General features: G+C 39.9%; 17 protein-coding genes and 1 pseudogene. 6 read left to right on the plus strand and 12 right to left on the minus strand.

Features of this window, described 5'->3' with window-relative positions; genetic code table 11:
* Window positions 1-49 precede the first annotated feature (49 nt).
* Window positions 50-1,732: a formate--tetrahydrofolate ligase gene (locus tag H7F25_RS08685; RefSeq protein ID WP_044335198.1), complete on the minus strand. Its 1,683-nt coding sequence runs from the start codon at window positions 1,730-1,732 to the stop codon at window positions 50-52.
* Window positions 1,733-1,870: 138 nt separating this feature from the next.
* Between H7F25_RS08685 and metA the strand changes: the two genes are divergently transcribed.
* On the plus strand, window positions 1,871-2,779 hold the full coding sequence (gene metA / locus H7F25_RS08690; protein WP_024428133.1) for a homoserine O-acetyltransferase MetA: 909 nt from the start codon (window positions 1,871-1,873) through the stop codon (window positions 2,777-2,779).
* A 228-nt stretch (window positions 2,780-3,007) separates the two neighbouring features.
* Window positions 3,008-4,159, plus strand: a complete 1,152-nt coding sequence (locus H7F25_RS08695) for a diglucosyl diacylglycerol synthase (protein WP_122631017.1) — start codon at window positions 3,008-3,010, stop codon at window positions 4,157-4,159.
* 32 nt (window positions 4,160-4,191) lie between these two features.
* On the opposite strand, the gene H7F25_RS08700 is transcribed toward H7F25_RS08695, so the two are convergent.
* Window positions 4,192-4,893 carry an AIM24 family protein gene (locus H7F25_RS08700; protein WP_122631018.1) on the minus strand — a complete coding sequence of 234 codons (702 nt, stop codon included), beginning with the start codon at window positions 4,891-4,893 and terminating at the stop codon, window positions 4,192-4,194.
* A 262-nt stretch (window positions 4,894-5,155) separates the two neighbouring features.
* Here H7F25_RS08700 and cspD point away from each other — a divergent pair, with 262 nt between their 5' ends.
* Window positions 5,156-5,356, plus strand: coding sequence for a cold-shock protein CspD (cspD, locus tag H7F25_RS08705; RefSeq protein WP_024422747.1), 201 nt, complete (start codon window positions 5,156-5,158; stop codon window positions 5,354-5,356).
* A gap of 51 nt (window positions 5,357-5,407) precedes the next feature.
* Here cspD and H7F25_RS08710 read toward each other — a convergent pair whose 3' ends face one another.
* From H7F25_RS08710 to H7F25_RS08720, 3 genes are all read right to left on the minus strand, one after another.
* On the minus strand, window positions 5,408-5,590 hold the full coding sequence (locus H7F25_RS08710) for a hypothetical protein (protein ID WP_122631019.1): 183 nt from the start codon (window positions 5,588-5,590) through the stop codon (window positions 5,408-5,410).
* Window positions 5,591-5,762: 172 nt separating this feature from the next.
* A complete protein-coding gene (locus tag H7F25_RS08715) occupies window positions 5,763-5,945 on the minus strand; it encodes a zinc-finger domain-containing protein (protein ID WP_024422748.1) in 183 nt (60 codons plus the stop codon).
* Between the two features lies 1 nt (window position 5,946).
* Entirely contained in the window at window positions 5,947-6,618 is a 672-nt protein-coding gene (locus H7F25_RS08720; protein ID WP_024422749.1) for a ribonuclease H family protein, read from the minus strand.
* A 94-nt stretch (window positions 6,619-6,712) separates the two neighbouring features.
* Between H7F25_RS08720 and H7F25_RS08725 the strand changes: the two genes are divergently transcribed.
* The 3 genes from H7F25_RS08725 to H7F25_RS08735 are packed head-to-tail and all read left to right on the plus strand — an operon-like array spanning window position 6,713 to window position 7,967.
* Window positions 6,713-7,402 (plus strand): queuosine precursor transporter, encoded by a 690-nt coding sequence (locus H7F25_RS08725; RefSeq protein ID WP_041085802.1) that lies wholly within the window; start codon window positions 6,713-6,715, stop codon window positions 7,400-7,402.
* A 1-nt stretch (window position 7,403) separates the two neighbouring features.
* Window positions 7,404-7,799: a reverse transcriptase-like protein gene (locus H7F25_RS08730; protein ID WP_122631020.1), complete on the plus strand. Its 396-nt coding sequence runs from the start codon at window positions 7,404-7,406 to the stop codon at window positions 7,797-7,799.
* Window positions 7,800-7,841: 42 nt separating this feature from the next.
* Window positions 7,842-7,967, plus strand: a complete 126-nt coding sequence (locus H7F25_RS08735) for a hypothetical protein (protein WP_003215584.1) — start codon at window positions 7,842-7,844, stop codon at window positions 7,965-7,967.
* A 204-nt stretch (window positions 7,968-8,171) separates the two neighbouring features.
* On the opposite strand, the gene H7F25_RS08740 is transcribed toward H7F25_RS08735, so the two are convergent.
* The 7 genes and pseudogenes from H7F25_RS08740 to H7F25_RS08770 all read right to left on the minus strand — a co-directional run.
* Window positions 8,172-9,059: a 5'-3' exonuclease gene (locus H7F25_RS08740; protein ID WP_151039990.1), complete on the minus strand. Its 888-nt coding sequence runs from the start codon at window positions 9,057-9,059 to the stop codon at window positions 8,172-8,174.
* A 278-nt stretch (window positions 9,060-9,337) separates the two neighbouring features.
* On the minus strand, window positions 9,338-9,601 hold the full coding sequence (locus tag H7F25_RS08745) for a YpbS family protein (protein ID WP_024422753.1): 264 nt from the start codon (window positions 9,599-9,601) through the stop codon (window positions 9,338-9,340).
* Window positions 9,602-9,642: 41 nt separating this feature from the next.
* Window positions 9,643-13,239, minus strand: coding sequence for a dynamin GTPase (locus H7F25_RS08750; protein WP_185854494.1), 3,597 nt, complete (start codon window positions 13,237-13,239; stop codon window positions 9,643-9,645).
* 133 nt (window positions 13,240-13,372) lie between these two features.
* Window positions 13,373-13,480, minus strand: coding sequence for a Fur-regulated basic protein FbpC (gene fbpC / locus H7F25_RS19515; protein ID WP_306299200.1), 108 nt, complete (start codon window positions 13,478-13,480; stop codon window positions 13,373-13,375).
* Between the two features lie 64 nt (window positions 13,481-13,544).
* Window positions 13,545-14,054 carry an isoprenylcysteine carboxyl methyltransferase family protein gene (locus H7F25_RS08760; protein WP_034623498.1) on the minus strand — a complete coding sequence of 170 codons (510 nt, stop codon included), beginning with the start codon at window positions 14,052-14,054 and terminating at the stop codon, window positions 13,545-13,547.
* Window positions 14,051-15,151 (minus strand): type III polyketide synthase, encoded by a 1,101-nt coding sequence (locus H7F25_RS08765; protein ID WP_103132015.1) that lies wholly within the window; start codon window positions 15,149-15,151, stop codon window positions 14,051-14,053. The genes H7F25_RS08760 and H7F25_RS08765 overlap by 4 nt, the downstream gene beginning before the upstream one ends.
* Window positions 15,152-15,521: 370 nt before the next feature.
* A pseudogene (locus H7F25_RS08770) lies at window positions 15,522-15,864 on the minus strand (hypothetical protein); the annotation flags it as partial.
* Window positions 15,865-15,869: the final 5 nt, after the last annotated feature.

Here is a 15,869-nt window from a genome sequence, read left to right on the forward strand (position 1 = left end):
TTCCTATCGTAACATGCTTCTTTTAGAAAATCGCTTTTTATGCTCCCGTTTAAAAGAGTCCTGTCACACTGCCGTCTTCTAATAAGTCCATTTCGAGAGCCGCAGGTTTTTTAGGTAAGCCAGGCATTGTCAAAATGCTTCCGGTTAAGGCTACAATAAACCCTGCTCCTACAGATGGCTTTAACTCTCGAATCGTAATGGTAAAGCCTTTAGGTCTGCCGATTAAAGCTGGATCATCTGAAAGAGAATATTGTGTTTTTGCCATACAAACCGGCAAATGAGCCCAGCCGTTTTCCTCAATGGCAGCCAGCTGCTTTCTTGCTTTAGTTGTGAGCGTGACCCCATCTGCCCCGTAAACCACTTTGGCCACTTTAGATAACTTTTCTTCGATGGAATCGTTCTCTTCATACAAATAGGTAAAGTTGTTCTTTTTCTTTTCAATGAGTGCTGCTAGTTCCTCGGCAAGAGCTGTCCCGCCTTCTCCTCCTTCTTCCCATACATTCACGGCTTTGACTGGATGGCCATGTTTGCCGCACCAATCTTCTATCGCTTGAATCTCTTCTTTTGTATCCGTTATAAATCGGTTTACCGCCACAATATATGGAAGACCAAAAGCTTGCACGGTTTCAATATGCTTTTCTAAATTATGTATACCTTCTAATACGGCGTGTGCATTCTCTTCTTTGAGTTCGGTTTTCTTCATTCCGCCATGCATCTTTAATGCTCTCACTGTTGCGACAATGACAACTGCACTAGGTTTGAAATCACCAGCTCTTGTTTTAATGTGCAGGAACTTTTCTGCTCCAAGGTCTGCACCAAATCCAGCTTCTGTAACGACATAATCAGCTAATTTTGCTGCCATTTTGGTTGCAATTAAACTATTGCATCCATGTGCAATATTAGCAAAAGGACCGCCATGGACAAGGGCTGGGGTTCCTTCAATCGTTTGAACAAGGTTCGGTTTGAGTGCGTCTTTTAAAAGTAGCGTCAGAACACCTTCATATCCAAGTGCTCCCACTGTGACTGGCTCGCCTTCTTGATTATAGGCAACAACAATAGAAGAAAGACGTTTTTTTAAGTCGTTTAAGTCTTCTGCTAAACAAAGGATCGCCATCATTTCGGAAGCCACTGTAATATCAAATCCGTCTTCTCTAGGATATCCATTTAACTGACCGCCAAGTCCGACAACGACCTGTCTTAATGCACGATCGTTTAAATCAAGCACCCGCTTCCACACAATGCGCCGCGTGTCGATACCGAGTTCATTTCCGTGATGGATATGGTTATCAATAAATGCAGATAAGGCGTTATGTGCAGATGTAATGGCATGAAAATCCCCTGTGAAATGAAGATTGATTTCTTCCATTGGCAGCACCTGTGAATATCCTCCGCCCGCTGCTCCGCCTTTAATCCCCATTGTAGGACCTAATGATGGCTCACGCATCGCAATGATCGCTTTTTTGCCAATTTTTTCGAAGGCTTGACCAAGGCCGACAGTTACGGTGGATTTCCCCTCACCTGCTGGCGTAGGATTAATCGAAGTGACAAGAATCACGTGTCCTTCTTTTTGTTTCTTTAAACGATCAAAAATAGTCAAAGAAATTTTCGCTTTTGTGAAACCATAGCATTCTAATTCTTCGTCATGTATTTGCAGCTTTGCTGCGATGTCTTGAATCGGTCTCAGCTTAGCCTTTTGGGCAATGTCAATATCTGATAAATGCTTTGTGATCATAACAAAACGGCCTCCTTTTTTTACAGAAACAGCATTTTTTTTGCTCTATTTTTCATTGTAACATAATTGAAACATTGAAATATCGCCAGAAAGTTCCTATAATGAAGTGAAATTAGCTTTGGTTCAGGGGGTGGCGAGTTGCCTATTAACATACCAGTTCATCTGCCGGCAAAACAAATACTAGAGAGCGAAAATATTTTCGTCATGGATGAGACAAGGGCATTCAAGCAAGATATCCGTCCTTTGAATATCGTGATCTTAAATTTAATGCCAAAAAAAATACAAACTGAAACGCAGCTGCTGAGAATGCTCGGAAATTCTCCTTTACAAGTGTACTTTACGTTTTTGATTCCGAGTACACATACACCGAAGAATACGTCGAGAGAGCATCTAGATGAATTTTATACGACCTTTGAATCGATTCGCCATAAAAAATTTGATGGAATGATCATCACTGGCGCACCAATCGAGCACTTACCTTTTGAAGAAGTCTCTTATTGGAAAGAGCTGCAGGACATTTTGGACTGGAGTAAAACCAATGTGACGTCTACCCTTCATATTTGCTGGGGTGCACAGGCAGGTTTATATCACCATTACGGGATTGAAAAAATCAAGCTTCCTGAGAAAAAATTTGGCGTATTTGAGCATATTGTGAAAGAGAAAAAAGAAAGATTAGTCAGAGGTTTTGATGAAGTATACTATGTCCCACATTCTAGGCATACAGATATTAATACAGAACAATTAAAAAACACGCCGAATTTGAAAGTCTTGAGTATGTCTGAAGAAGCGGGTGTTTGTTTAATTGTTTCAGATGATGATAAACAAGTATTTTTAACTGGACATCCTGAATATGATACAGATACATTGATGCAGGAATATGAAAGAGATTTGTTGAAACATGATACAGTCCAAAAACCTGTCCACTATTTTATAGAAGATGGTGACACATTAATCCCAGTAAATCGCTGGAAAGCCCATGCAACCTTATTGTTTATGAATTGGCTTAATTATTATGTTTATCAAGAAACACCATATGTTTGGGAATAAAATAGACTGTGGTCTGATGATAAATCGTCAAAATGTGTTAAAATACAAATGGCTCTGTCTTCCATTATCAATTGAATCTGTTTGTTTTTTAAAATTAGTTTAATTCTTTCGTAACGAATGATATGCTCTAACTGTTTATATGTTATCTTTATGTATATGTAGACCTATGAGATTAATAGTTTTCGTACGAAGTTTTGTTGTTGTTGATTACATTTGAGGTGAATATTCTTGAATACCAATAAAAAAATATTAATCTTGACCGCAAATTATGGAAATGGACATATGCAGGTAGCAAAAACACTGTATGATGAATGCAAATCCCAAGGATTTGAACATGTTGTAGTTTCTAATTTGTATCAAGAATCGAATCCCATTGTGTCAGAAGTGACTCAATATTTATATTTGAAGAGCTTTTCCATTGGGAAACAATTTTATCGCTTGTTTTATTACGGTGTAGATAAAATTTACAATAAACGCAAATTTAACATTTATTTAAAAATGGGAAACAAGCGTCTCGATGAATTAATTCAGTTACACAATCCGGACATCATCATTATTACATTCCCGATGATTGTGGTACCAGAATACCGAAACAAAACAGGTAAAGTGATTCCAACTTTTAATGTCATGACAGATTTTTGTCTCCATAAGATTTGGGTACATGAAAACATCGACCGATACTATGTTGCAACCGATTATGTGAAACAAAAATTAGTGGAAATCGGCACACATCCAAGCGATGTCAAGGTGACAGGTATTCCTATTAGACCACAGTTTGAAGCAGACGTGCCAAAATCGATAATCTATAAGAAATATGGATTATCATCAGATAAAAAAGTTCTTCTCATCATGGCCGGTGCTCACGGTGTACTAAAAAATGTGAAGGAATTGTGTGAGGCGCTGCTTCTCGACAGTGAAGTACAAATTGTTGTTGTATGCGGAAAAAACGCAGCGCTGAAACAATCGCTTAGCGAACTTGAAAAAGCACACCCAGATCAATTGAAGGCGCTTGGATATGTGGAACAAATTGATGAATTGTTCAGAGTAACAGATTGTATGATTACAAAACCAGGCGGCATTACTTTAACAGAAGCAACTGCAATCGGTGTCCCGGTCATTCTTTACAAGCCTGTCCCTGGACAAGAAAAGGAAAATGCTCTTTTCTTTGAGGATTATGGCGCTGCCATTGTCATTAACAGACATGAAGACATTTTAGAATCTGTGACCAACTTGCTGCAGGATGAAGAAAAATTAGAAACAATGAAACAAAACATGAAAAAACTGCATTTAAAACAATCTTCTCAAACCATTTTGGAAGATATCGTCGAGCAGTCAGATCTCATCATGAATAACAAAACTTATGCTCGCGCATTATCATAAAAAGGTGTCCGTCAATGACGGACACCTTTTCTTCATCCTTGATTTCCATTTGTTGTGTATACTTCTTCAAACGGCTGAACGACAACAAAGCCGCTTCCGGTAAACTTCATTTGAATGGACTCTCCGCTTCCCCTGCCAATAAAAGTTTTAAAGGAAACATCTGTCACAAATTCAGTTTTTAAATCCCCTGACCACGCAACAGTCGCATTCGGATCTGTATAAACAGAGTCACCCGGCTGAACAATGAGTGTCAGCGGCTCATAATGACTTGTGATTGCTACTAAGCCCGGCCCTTCTAATTTGACATTAAATAATCCACCTGCAAGCATGCCAGACACTTTTTTCATCAATTTGATATCCCAGCGGACAGACGGTTCAAACGCGAGCAGGTCGTTTCCATTTACAAAAATGGATTCTCCTTGAGCCAAACGAAGAATCGAGATTTTTTTACCTTGATCTGCCACATATAATTTCCCATCACCTGTCGCCTTCATTAGTGAGGTGCCTTCTCCTGAGAGCATTTTTTTGAACATCTTTGAAACGCCGTGCTCAAAAACACCCTCACGTTCAAATTTGATTTTCCCTCGATAGGAAACCATGGAACCCGTTTTTGCCCAAATCGTGTCAGTCAAATTAATTTCTAAAAGTCTTGGTGTTTCAAGTTCGAAGACTCCTTCTCCTTTATCTTCTTGCTGCGTATTCTGAACAAATTCTTCAATTGTATAACGATTCATGATTGCACCTCTTTCTGTATTTTTTTTATATACGGACAAGCTGCATGTTAGGTTTCGAAAAGAACGTTTTATATTTCATTGTTATTCACCAAAAAAACAAAAAAATCAAACATTCTGCTCAAAATTTGGCTCGCCTGCTTGACGCTTTACTTCTGATGGTGTATAGTGGAACCATCATTTAACAACTGCAAAGCCGTTAGGTGATGAAAATTTTTTTTAGTATGCCAAAAGGTGTGCTACAGTACTAGGAGGAAAAAGCAATATGCAAAACGGTAAAGTAAAATGGTTCAATAATGAAAAAGGTTTCGGCTTCATTGAAGTTGAAGGCGGAGACGATGTATTCGTTCACTTCACAGCTATCGAAGGTGACGGCTACAAGTCTTTAGAAGAAGGACAAGAAGTTTCTTTTGAAATCGTTGAAGGTAATCGTGGACCTCAAGCTGCAAACGTAACAAAACTTTAATCAACTAAATCAATGATGAAACGACAAAATAAAGAGAGGCTTATGCCTCTCTTATTTGATTTTCAGCTGAATTTCAATGGCTAAAATATTTTGCTTCAGTCGTTGTTCAATTTCAGAAATATCTTTTTCGAGAAAAGGTCTTCCCTTCTTTGCTACATCTACTAGCTGCTCTAGATCGCTGTATACCTCTTGAAATGTTCGATGTAATACCGTTTCGTAATCCTTATTATCCATGCCGGCCTTCCCCTTTTCCTCTATTATCCGTCACTTAGTCAAAAAGTAACTCAACCAAAACTTTCTATAGTTATATCGGCTCATTTTTTAGAATATGTTCTTTTTTCACACATTCTCTTCGTGTTTTTTTCATGAACGGATGTTTGAGCAGGGAAAACCGGGTCACAGGTGCTTACTTTTTAAGCAGCGTCTGTCCGTATTCTTTTATTTTCTCTCCTACTGTGCATTGCTGAATACAAAAGGAATGGGCGTATTTTTTGCCATATTCTTTTCGAAAGTGCTTCTTAATCAAACAATCTGAACAATACGTGTCTTGGAGATCCGTCAATTCTTGTACTGCTGTTTTTTTATCCACATTATTCAGCTCCGTCTGCTTCTAATTTCAATTTACTTTCAATTGGAACGTCTGCAAGCATCTGCCTTGCAAGCTGATCCGCTTCCGCATTTTGTTTACGATCGATGACTTCATAGGTTGGTGTAAGCCTCAGCTCTTTTAAAGCCGATTCAATCCGGTCGAGCCATTTGTTATGTATATCATCATAACAAGGCCATTCTCCTTTTAATTGATTCATGACAACAAGTGAATCGCCTCTAATCGTGACAGAATTTCTGCTTGCTCCAAGGTCTTTTAATGCTTTGACTGCCTCAAATAAAGCCGCATACTCTGCTTCATTATTGGTGATTCCTTTGAAGGGCTGATTTTTTCTCAAACGATAAGCATCTTCTCCGAGCTTATAGTAGACGACAACCCCAAGACCAGAGTCGCCTGTTTCTTTGTGAAAACTTGCATCAAAATAGACCTGAAGCTGATCAGGTTCAAGCTTTAGTTCTTCATTTAGCTTTTCAAGTTCTTTAATAGACCACATCGCCCCTTTTTCATCTTCAAATGATAGGAGGGACTGTGGTTCTTTTTTATCGATATGTTTGGCTAAAATCAAGGCCTCTTTTAGCTCCATCCAATCTTCTTGGAAAAAAGCAATGGACCCAATCGATTTCACTTTCATTGTATAGTGTGCTCTTAATTTCATTGATCACATCGCCTTCCCGTGCTTTTAAGGTAAACATACGTTATGCTATAATCAAAAAGTTACATTTTACAATGAGAAAGGAAGTTCATGTCACTTGTTTAATGAAGGTATTTGGATCTTATTTGCGATCATTAATTTTATCATTGTTCTTCTATTTTATAAAGGATTTGGCAAGATGGGCCTTTTCGTCTGGATTGGCTTTGCGACGGTTGCTGCAAATTTACAAGTGGTCAAAACCGTTGAATTGTTTGGCTTAACGGCAACACTTGGAAACATTTTATACGGCAGTGTATTCTTTGCAACGGACGTATTGAATGAAAAATATGGACAAAATGAAGCGAGAAAAGCTGTCTGGATTGGTTTTGCCACCCTTTTAACGCTAACCGTTGTCATGCAAGAGGCTTTACTTTTCCATCCCGCTCCATCTGACATTTCTCAAACATCGCTGGAAACCATATTTGGCTTTATGCCAAGGGTCGCACTTGGCAGTCTTGCTGCTTATATCATCAGTCAAATGTTAGATGTTTATGTATATTCGTTTATTCGCCGGATATTTCCTTCTGATGGTGCGCTCTGGGTGCGCAACGCTGGAAGTACGATGATCAGCCAGCTGCTTGATACACTGATCTTCACAACCATTGCCTTTCTTGGCACCTATCCATTTCATGTATGGATCGAAATCTTCATCACGACTTATGTGATTAAATTTATCGTCGCCGCGATTGGGACACCATATGCGTATGCAGCGAAAAGAATGGTTCCGCTTGATGAAAGGGTGAAATAAATTGCCAGCTGAAATATACATTGATGGTGCTAGCGCAGGAAATCCAGGTCCTTCTGGCATCGGCATTTTCATTAAATATGATGGAAAGGCAGAATCTTTCTCTATTCCTCTCGGATCCATGAGCAATCACGAAGCAGAATTTACCGCTCTCATTGAAGGGATGAAAATCTGCGTAAAAAAAGGACTGCGTTCCGTTTCGTTCCGAACAGATTCACAGGTAGTTGACCGCGTAGCCAATGCAGGATTTGCAAAAAATCCAGCCTTTCAGCATTTTATAAAAGAGATGATCGAGCTTCAAAGCCAGTTTGATTTATTTTTCATTAAGTGGATTCCAAGCAAGGAAAATCAAGTAGCTGATCAGCTCGCTAGAAAAGCGATTCACCTTTCTAAAGGATGAATCGCTTTTTTTCGGTTATGCTAATGTATGAGGTGATACTGATTGGATAAAGAAAATAAAGGTCGTGTCACAAATGGGACAACCCCTCAAGGTGATGCGCAAACAAAAGATAAGCAGCCACTATCTCAGCTCGAAAATAGAGCGAAGAAAAGCAATACAAAAAGATGATCTTAGAGATCAGCTTAGCTGATCTCTAACAAAGGGCTAAAATGATTTTTATTTTAGCCCTTTGTCTTCTTTTCAGCGTGATAAAAAACCTTTGCAGCCCTAGGAAGGGCGAGTACCGGAGCGGAGCGAATTTGATATTCGTGAGCACCGGAGCGCAGACCTGCGGGCGAATGCGAGGGTTTGTCTATACGCTGAGAGATCGGCTTAGCTGATCTCTATTTTACTTAATCGATTCACCATCGGTTCAATCCCTTTGATTTGATGGTATCGCAGCATGGCAGCAGCCCGTTCTTGATTGATGTTCACCTTCGTCTCATCAATTGGACAGCTCAGCGGGACATCACATTTGATCTCTGCCAATAGACGGGAGAGCTTCAAATCTTCTAATCCTGCTTGCATTTTCTTTTGCTGTGCAGCCGTTAGTTCATGAACATTTTCTAATAATCCGTCAATGGTTTGATATGTTTGAATAAATTTTAATGCTGTTTTTTCTCCGATTCCTTTGACGCCTGGATAATTGTCACTTGAATCCCCCATAAGTGCTTTCATATCGATCAGCGCCTTTGGAGAGATACCCATTTCCTCTTCAAATAAGGCTTTTGTATAATGTTTATAGTTCCCGATTCCTTTTTGCATTAGAGCAACCGTCACTTGTTCATTCAATATCTGCAGCAAATCTCTGTCCCCAGTTAGGACAGTCACACGTGCTTCATTCTGATAGAGTGCCGCCAGCGTGCCGATACAATCATCTGCCTCAAAGCCCTTTATACCAATGTTTACAATTCCTAGTTCCTCTGTCGCTTCTTTTGCTAAATCGAATTGCGGAATGAGCTCGACAGGTGCCTCTCCTCGATTTGCTTTATAATCTTGAAACAATTCATTTCGGTATGTTTGGCTTCCCATATCCCAGCAGCAAACAATATGAGTTGGCTCAAATGTCTGAACAGCGGTTAATAAATGCTTCAAATAGCCATTCACTCCATTTGTCGGGACACCGTGATCATTTATCATAAAATTGCGATGGACAGCCGTTGCATAAAACGACCTGAACAGAAGCGCCATGCCATCAACAAGCAGTACGTGTTTATTCATTCTTATAAACTCCCTTTTTCAAAACAATACTCCTATTCTATCATAGAACATCGAATTCGACATAAAAAAGGCGCCTTCTTCTTTTGGAAAAGAAGTGGCACCCGGGGGATTACTTTTGACCGTATTGCATTTTTTTCGATTCTGCTTCTGCGTAGGACGGCATCTCTTTTTGTTTAGGGTGACGCTCATCCTGCTTTTTTGCATGCTGCTTTTTTTCCATCATCATTCCCCTTTCTCGGTTCACTTGTTAAGATGACCAAAAAAGAGAAAGTTACTCTTTACTTCTGTTTTCGTTCGACATACTCCCTGACCATATCAATCGTGACATGCTTACGCAGCGGAACAATTCCGCCTCGTGCAAGCTCATTCATCTTCGACGTAATTTCATTGATCTCGTCAGTTGTAAATGGTTCGTTTTGCTCACACTTCAAAACAGCAGTCTCTATTGCCTGCTCTCTTTTCTGCTCAAGCGCAAGAAAAGACTTGATATGAGCATTCTGTTTTTGTGAATGTGCGGAAATTTCTTCGTGTACGCTCGTCATTTTTTATCAACTGCTTTCTTTTTTATATAGTCTATCATGAATCAAATGGTTTTCAACTGGTTCTTCCATTCATTTGTTTGCTTGTATACTTGTTCTATCATCGCCTGCTCTTTCGCATCTGTCGTTAAGCTCATGATAAATGTTTGTTTTTGTTCACTCAGCTGCTTAAGCGCTTCTGTTTCATATCTTTCAGTAAAGGTCTTCACCATCATATCGTATCTGCTCTGTAATTCTTCTTTTTCTTTATCTGCCCATTTCGTCGTTAATTGGAAAAGGACATCTCGAATCGCTTCAATAAACGCTGCCTTCCCGTTCTGTTCAAAGAAAGCTTTCGCTGATTTTTGCTTCTTTAAGAGCGGCTCAAACGGCGTCAGGTCCGCTTCCACTTCAATTTGTTTCAGCTCGGCATTTTTCTCATCTGGCGGCGACAGCCGGAGAGAAAAGTAAGGATCTTCTGCACACGCAGCCTGTAACCCTTTCTCCCACTCCTCTTTGAAATATTGAGTGATAAACGATTCCATTCGAATATCAAGCGCTTTTATCTCCTGTACAAATTCAAATTCATAATCCTTTAACGCTTGTTCCAGCGCTTTTTTCAACTCCTGTCTGAAGTCCCCTTGAGATATTCCAGGATAAAAGGCTGTCTTTAACAGATCATTTGCATAAAGTGACAAGCGCTGAACAATGTGGTAAAGCTGTTCGTGCAAGTCCTTTTTCACACTTTCTTTCACTAGCTTAGATCGTTTAATATGGCTCATTTGATCAACGATCGCTTCATAGGATGTGTTTATCTTTTTCTTTTCCGCTTGCTTTTCATCTTCCGACTGATGCAGCGTCGCATGCAGCTTGTCAACTGTTCTACATAATGTACTAGCTTCAAAATACAGAAGCTCAATCGCATCTTTTGTTAATTCTTCCTCAATAAAATAGTCGAGCTGTGTTCTAAGCTGTGCATACTGGTTATAAGGCGACTGTCCCTTTCCTTCGATCTCTTCCTTGCTGGATACGTGATGAAGGTTTGGATGCCGGATGCCTTCTTTTGTGAGCTCATTTTTCACATAGTCAAAGACGGTTTCAAGCTCTGTTTGATCCTTTGCGAGGTCAGCTGCATTGATAATAAAAAACATTTTATCCATGCTAAATGAATCTTTTACAAGCCCGAGTTTACGTAAAAATGACCGGTCTGCTTTTGAGAAAGAATGCTGGTAGTAAGTTAAATAAAGAAGGGCATCAGCATCCTTCATATATTGAAAGGCAATCTCTGTGTGACGTTTATTCATACTGCTGGCGCCTGGTGTATCAACAATCGTCAGTCCTTTATCTGTTAAAGGTGTACTTAAATAGACCGTCACTTCCTTCACCACACAAGAAACAGCCTCTTCTGCCACATATGGCTTTAATTCTTGAAGGGTGACATTGAGCGGCGTTTGTTTTTGAATCGAATCACGGAACTTTTCATGAGCGTTTAAAAAATGGTCAACAATGATGCGGTGATCCTGTTCAAGCTCTCTTTTTTTCAGCGATCGCTCGAGTTTCGCTTGAAACGTATCTCCCTTTTCTTCTGTTATAGAATAACCGAGAATTTGATCGAGCTCTTCTAATATCTCCTGTTCGGTTTTAAACACCACTTTCACACTTTCATGCGGATGGTCTTCTGTCGGCCGGGTCAGCTTATTGATCGTGGCCGTCGTTGGTGTAGGAGATGATGGCAGCACCTTTCTCCCAACAAGGGCATTGGCAAACGAAGATTTCCCCGAACTAAAAGCACCGAATAAGGCGAGTGTAAATTCCTTCGCTTGCAGCCGCTTTGTTCGTTTTTCAAAGGACTTTCTTTGAGATTGAAGCGCGTTTAATGGCATTAAAATTTGAGAAAGCTGCTCAAACTGGTCAATCGACTGCGCTGTCGGGATATGCTGTGATTGTCGCATTTGATCAAGCTTTATCTGCTGCTGATTTTCATTTTCGCTTTCTTCCGTATGAGTTGATGCATGATTCTGATTTAGCTCGTCATGCTGCATCCGGTGTTTTTTCACATAAAACCAATCTTCTTCGATCTGCTCATTTGTTCCGTTTTGCCATATATCCCATACATGCTCAATATCTTTTCTGATTTGATCATTTTTTTCCATGCATTGCTCCAGCGCTTGGAGCTCCTGTGCTGCCTGGAACCATTTATCTTGCTGCTTTCCCTTTTCATTCAGGAGCTGGGTTTTCAGCATCTCGGTCATTTGTTCAATCAATGGTATTGCTTTCTGTTTCGTCTGTCTTTTCAGTGCTTCACCAGCATCTTTTGCATATTGCAAAACGTATTCATTTGAAAATGTCGCACCGTGATGGATCACGTTTTCAAGCAGTGATTCTTCTACAGGCGTTTCAAACGCCATCACTTGATTTAATAATTCTTCACCAAGCTGATGCTTCTTGACTTCTTTTTTGAGCAGCTCAGCAATATGCCAGTCTACTTCTGCTTTCATTCTTGCTTTGACATCTGCTAAGAACTCGTTCGCCCGCTTTTCTTTTTCCTGCTCGGTTTTATTTTTCGCGAACAGCAGTCCTACCTTAAAGCCAGGTGCTTTCGATTCAATATAATCACTTGCTAGCTCCCTCATTTTAAATGGGGTTAGATTTGCATTTTTTAAAATGTTCTCGACTTCAGAAGACACTTCATCTTCTAACTGTTTTGCTCCATTTTCAATGAAGCTACTTTTCGCTTCAAGTTCCTTCACTTCTTTTCTTTTTTCTTGAAGCTGTAAATCAAGATCCTCTTCCTTCAGCTCTTCTTTTAATGAGTCAATATGTTCTTTTAAAACGTGCTCTATTTTCTGCTCGGTATAGGCGCGAAGCGATGCTTTCGGCAATGTTTGTAATTCTTGCAGTTTCTCGATTAAACGAATCATTTCGTTTCTTGGATGCGCCTCATCGGTTACAGATGTAAAGTATAGGTGTTCTTCTTCAATGCCTTCTTTTTGAAGCATATCAACTACTTGATTTTTGTAGTCTTCAAACGCTGTCTCATGCTCATCATGTCGATCGACTTGATTTACGATGAAATAAAGATTTGGCACTTTCTCTTTAATGGAGCGAATGAAACGAATGTTTTCCTCCGAATGAACATGGTTGTAATGAACGACATAAAAAAGAGCATCTGCTTGATGAAGAATAGACGCAGCAGATAAAAAGTGAGCATGATCCGTTGAATCAATTCCGGGTGTATCAATCACTGCCACCTTTTCTTCCAGTCCTCTATAGTCCCCGCTAATTTCCACCATTTCAATCTGTTCTCCATCCTTACAAAAACGCTGAACTGCTTCTTTATCATAAGAACCGCTCATTTTTGCAAAACGACCATCTGAAGTGTGAAGCTTTACTTCACTCTCCCCTTTCCTCACGACGACCAAGTTTGCACTTGTTGGAATTGGACTCGTTGGCAGGATGTGATCATGAAGCAGATGATTCACAAGTGATGACTTTCCAGCTGAATAGTGACCGGTAAATGCGATATACACTTCTTCTTCTGCTTCCTTTTTGATAATCGATGCAAGTTTGGCTGCGCGTTTATGATCATCCCTTTTGAGAAGGCTTTGATATAAAGCACCTGTAGTTTGAACGAGCGAATCTCGAATAGACAAGTCTTCCATGACGATAAACCCCTTTGTTTTTAGAAAAGTCAGTTATGTATGTGATACCATTTTACACAAAATGAAGAGATTTTTCTTCTGATCTGAGGAAATAAAAAAAATCTGCTGCCCGATCAGTCGCAATTGACTGCGATCAGGAAGCAGATTTTTTAGAAACACCTTTTAATACAAAGCCAATTAATAGGCTGTATACACAGACCGTACCGAGTAAGAAAACCATTGTCATGTGATCACCGTCCATCCTTCGTGATTGAGAATGCTTATCATTAATGAAAGTGTATCACAATTGATAATGATTTTCAATATTAATTTAACAAATACTGATTGAGCGCTTTCTCTTCTGTTTGAATTCTCACAGCCATCATCCATGCATTTAAACATGTGAACAAAATGGCGGTAAAATAAGCATTAAACAAAAGCGGGATCAGCATAAGCTCAATCGCCACCACTACATAGTTAGGATGCTTTAACCAGCGATAAGGTCCTTTTTTCACCATCATCGCATTTGGTACAACTAAAATCTTTGTATTCCAATACGTCCCAAGAGAACATAATGCCCAGTATCGAATCACCTGTGTGGCCAGCAGGAAAACGAGAAGCACAAGAAAATAGCGCGACGGCGGCCTGTTTAACCCCCATACCTCAACCATAAGTGAGAGAAAAAAGCCCGCATGCATAGCGACCATATAAGGATAATGACTTGCACCAAATTCAATGGCACCGATCGCTTTTACTTTCTTTTCATTTCTTTTAGCCACAAGCATTTCAATAAGCCGCTGACAAACGAAGAAACCAATGACGAGCCAAATGATCATGATAAGACCTCCTCCCATTTCATGAGAAGCAGCTCTGAGGAAAAGCCCGGACCAAGCGCTCCGCAAAGACCCATATCTCCCGCTTCAGCAGATTGATGTTCAAGATAATGTTTGATCACATACAAAACTGTGGCAGAGGACATATTTCCGTGTTGTTTAAGTACTTCTTTTGATGAAAAAAGTTGATCCTCTTGTAAGGATAGACTTTCAATATAGGCGTCAATCACTTTTTTTCCTCCAGGATGAGCAAGAAAAACTGATAGATCTTCTGCCGAATACCCTTGCTGCTCTAAAAATTGATCGACCTGCTCTTTTAACCAGCCGGAAATAATGGAAGGAATGTCACGGGAGAAAATAACCCGAAAGCCGTCACTTGTAAATTCCCAGCCCATCACATCCTCAGACTCTTTCATTGTGACGGATTGTGTACCAATCACTTTAGGGACTGTTTTGAGATGGGTATATTCTGATACACCTTTTTCTCCAGTTAAGAGTACCGCGGCTGTCCCGTCTCCGAACAAAGATGTCCCGATTAAATTGCTTTTTGATTGATCTTGCGGCTGGAAAGTTAAACTGCACAGTTCACAGGCGACAACCAGCACCTTTGCTTCTGGAAATGCCCTTATGTATTCGTAAGCCCGGGACAACCCTGCCGCTCCGCCTCCGCACCCTAATCCCCAGATCGGCACTCGTTTCGTATAAGGCGAAAAAGGAAGAACGTTCATCAGTTTTGCATCAAGACTTGGTGTCGAAAGTCCGGTGCTTGAAATAAAAAACAATGCATCGATCTCTTCAAACGGAATCGGTTTTTTCAGGAACGCCTTCTCATGAAGACAGTGTATGACCGCTTCTTTTGCATGAGCCAATGCTTTTTCCAAATAGAGATTGTTTTTCTCCTCAAAAGAGTGGTGCGTCTGATACCATTCAATTGGCTGCACAAATTGTCTGCTCTCGATTTCTCCGTTTTGAAAAGCTCTCAGCAGCCGGTCGATATCTTTAAACGATCGTTTAAATTGGGATCTAGCAAAATCAGCCGCCTTTTTCTGATCCACATGATGTTTTGGCAGACTCGTTCCAACAGAAAGAATGTACGCCATCGGCTTCACCTCTTTTTCCGCTTAATATCCCCTATCGAAAAAAGGATATACATGCCAAAACGTCACAATTCAGTCAAAATATTTTCCTCCGGCTAACTTTTTGTCTTGACGACAATTGATAAATATTGGATAATATAGGTGAAAACATGATGTAGTTTTCCTCCTTCACAGGTTCGTTCTAAGCCAAGCGAACCTGCTTTTTTTATGCAAAAAACACTTCTAAAAGAGAAGTGTTCAGAACGTAGACCCCCCCTTTACTTTAAATAAAAGTGGGGTTTTCACTTTAATTATAAAGGGTTTACGCTGGACATAGTGTTTTCCATGTATGATTTTGACTTTGTGTACAGTTATCTAGAAAAGAACAAGTTTAAACCTCTGAACCGGACACATATTGTTTAAATCCTTCTCTAGTCGTTGTACGGTAAGCGAGAATTTGCCGATATGGGCACAATATGCGTCCATACACGCATTCATTCTTTTTAAAATAATCTGCTGCTATTCTCGGACGAATGTAAGGCTTGACAGGTTTTATCTCTTGATCCATAAAAACTTAGCTCTGATTCAGTTGTACTGACTTTGATTTCTTTTGTTTCTTCTTTATTTTGTAGTGGTACGAGCTTTTCTCTATGTTTTTTGAGATTAATCGCCTCTGTCTCCACTTTCCACATGAGCACCCTTTTTTCAATGAAATCGTCATTATACAACACTTTCATAAGGA

It is taken from the genome of Bacillus sp. PAMC28571, from assembly GCF_014250435.1.
In the GTDB taxonomy this organism is placed as follows: domain Bacteria; phylum Bacillota; class Bacilli; order Bacillales; family Bacillaceae; genus Bacillus; species Bacillus safensis.

Coding starts and splice junctions, on each gene's coding strand:
- H7F25_RS08685 (WP_044335198.1), bottom strand. CDS start 1,732: ATGATCACAAAGCATTTATCAGATATTGACATTGCCCAAAAGGCTAAG.
- H7F25_RS08700 (WP_122631018.1), bottom strand. CDS start 4,893: ATGAATCGTTATACAATTGAAGAATTTGTTCAGAATACGCAGCAAGAA.
- cspD (WP_024422747.1), top strand. CDS start 5,156: ATGCAAAACGGTAAAGTAAAATGGTTCAATAATGAAAAAGGTTTCGGC.
- H7F25_RS08710 (WP_122631019.1), bottom strand. CDS start 5,590: ATGGATAATAAGGATTACGAAACGGTATTACATCGAACATTTCAAGAG.
- H7F25_RS08720 (WP_024422749.1), bottom strand. CDS start 6,618: ATGAAATTAAGAGCACACTATACAATGAAAGTGAAATCGATTGGGTCC.
- H7F25_RS08740 (WP_151039990.1), bottom strand. CDS start 9,059: ATGAATAAACACGTACTGCTTGTTGATGGCATGGCGCTTCTGTTCAGG.
- H7F25_RS08745 (WP_024422753.1), bottom strand. CDS start 9,601: ATGACGAGCGTACACGAAGAAATTTCCGCACATTCACAAAAACAGAAT.
- H7F25_RS08750 (WP_185854494.1), bottom strand. CDS start 13,239: ATGGAAGACTTGTCTATTCGAGATTCGCTCGTTCAAACTACAGGTGCT.
- fbpC (WP_306299200.1), bottom strand. CDS start 13,480: ATGGACGGTGATCACATGACAATGGTTTTCTTACTCGGTACGGTCTGT.
- H7F25_RS08760 (WP_034623498.1), bottom strand. CDS start 14,054: ATGATCATTTGGCTCGTCATTGGTTTCTTCGTTTGTCAGCGGCTTATT.
- H7F25_RS08765 (WP_103132015.1), bottom strand. CDS start 15,151: ATGGCGTACATTCTTTCTGTTGGAACGAGTCTGCCAAAACATCATGTG.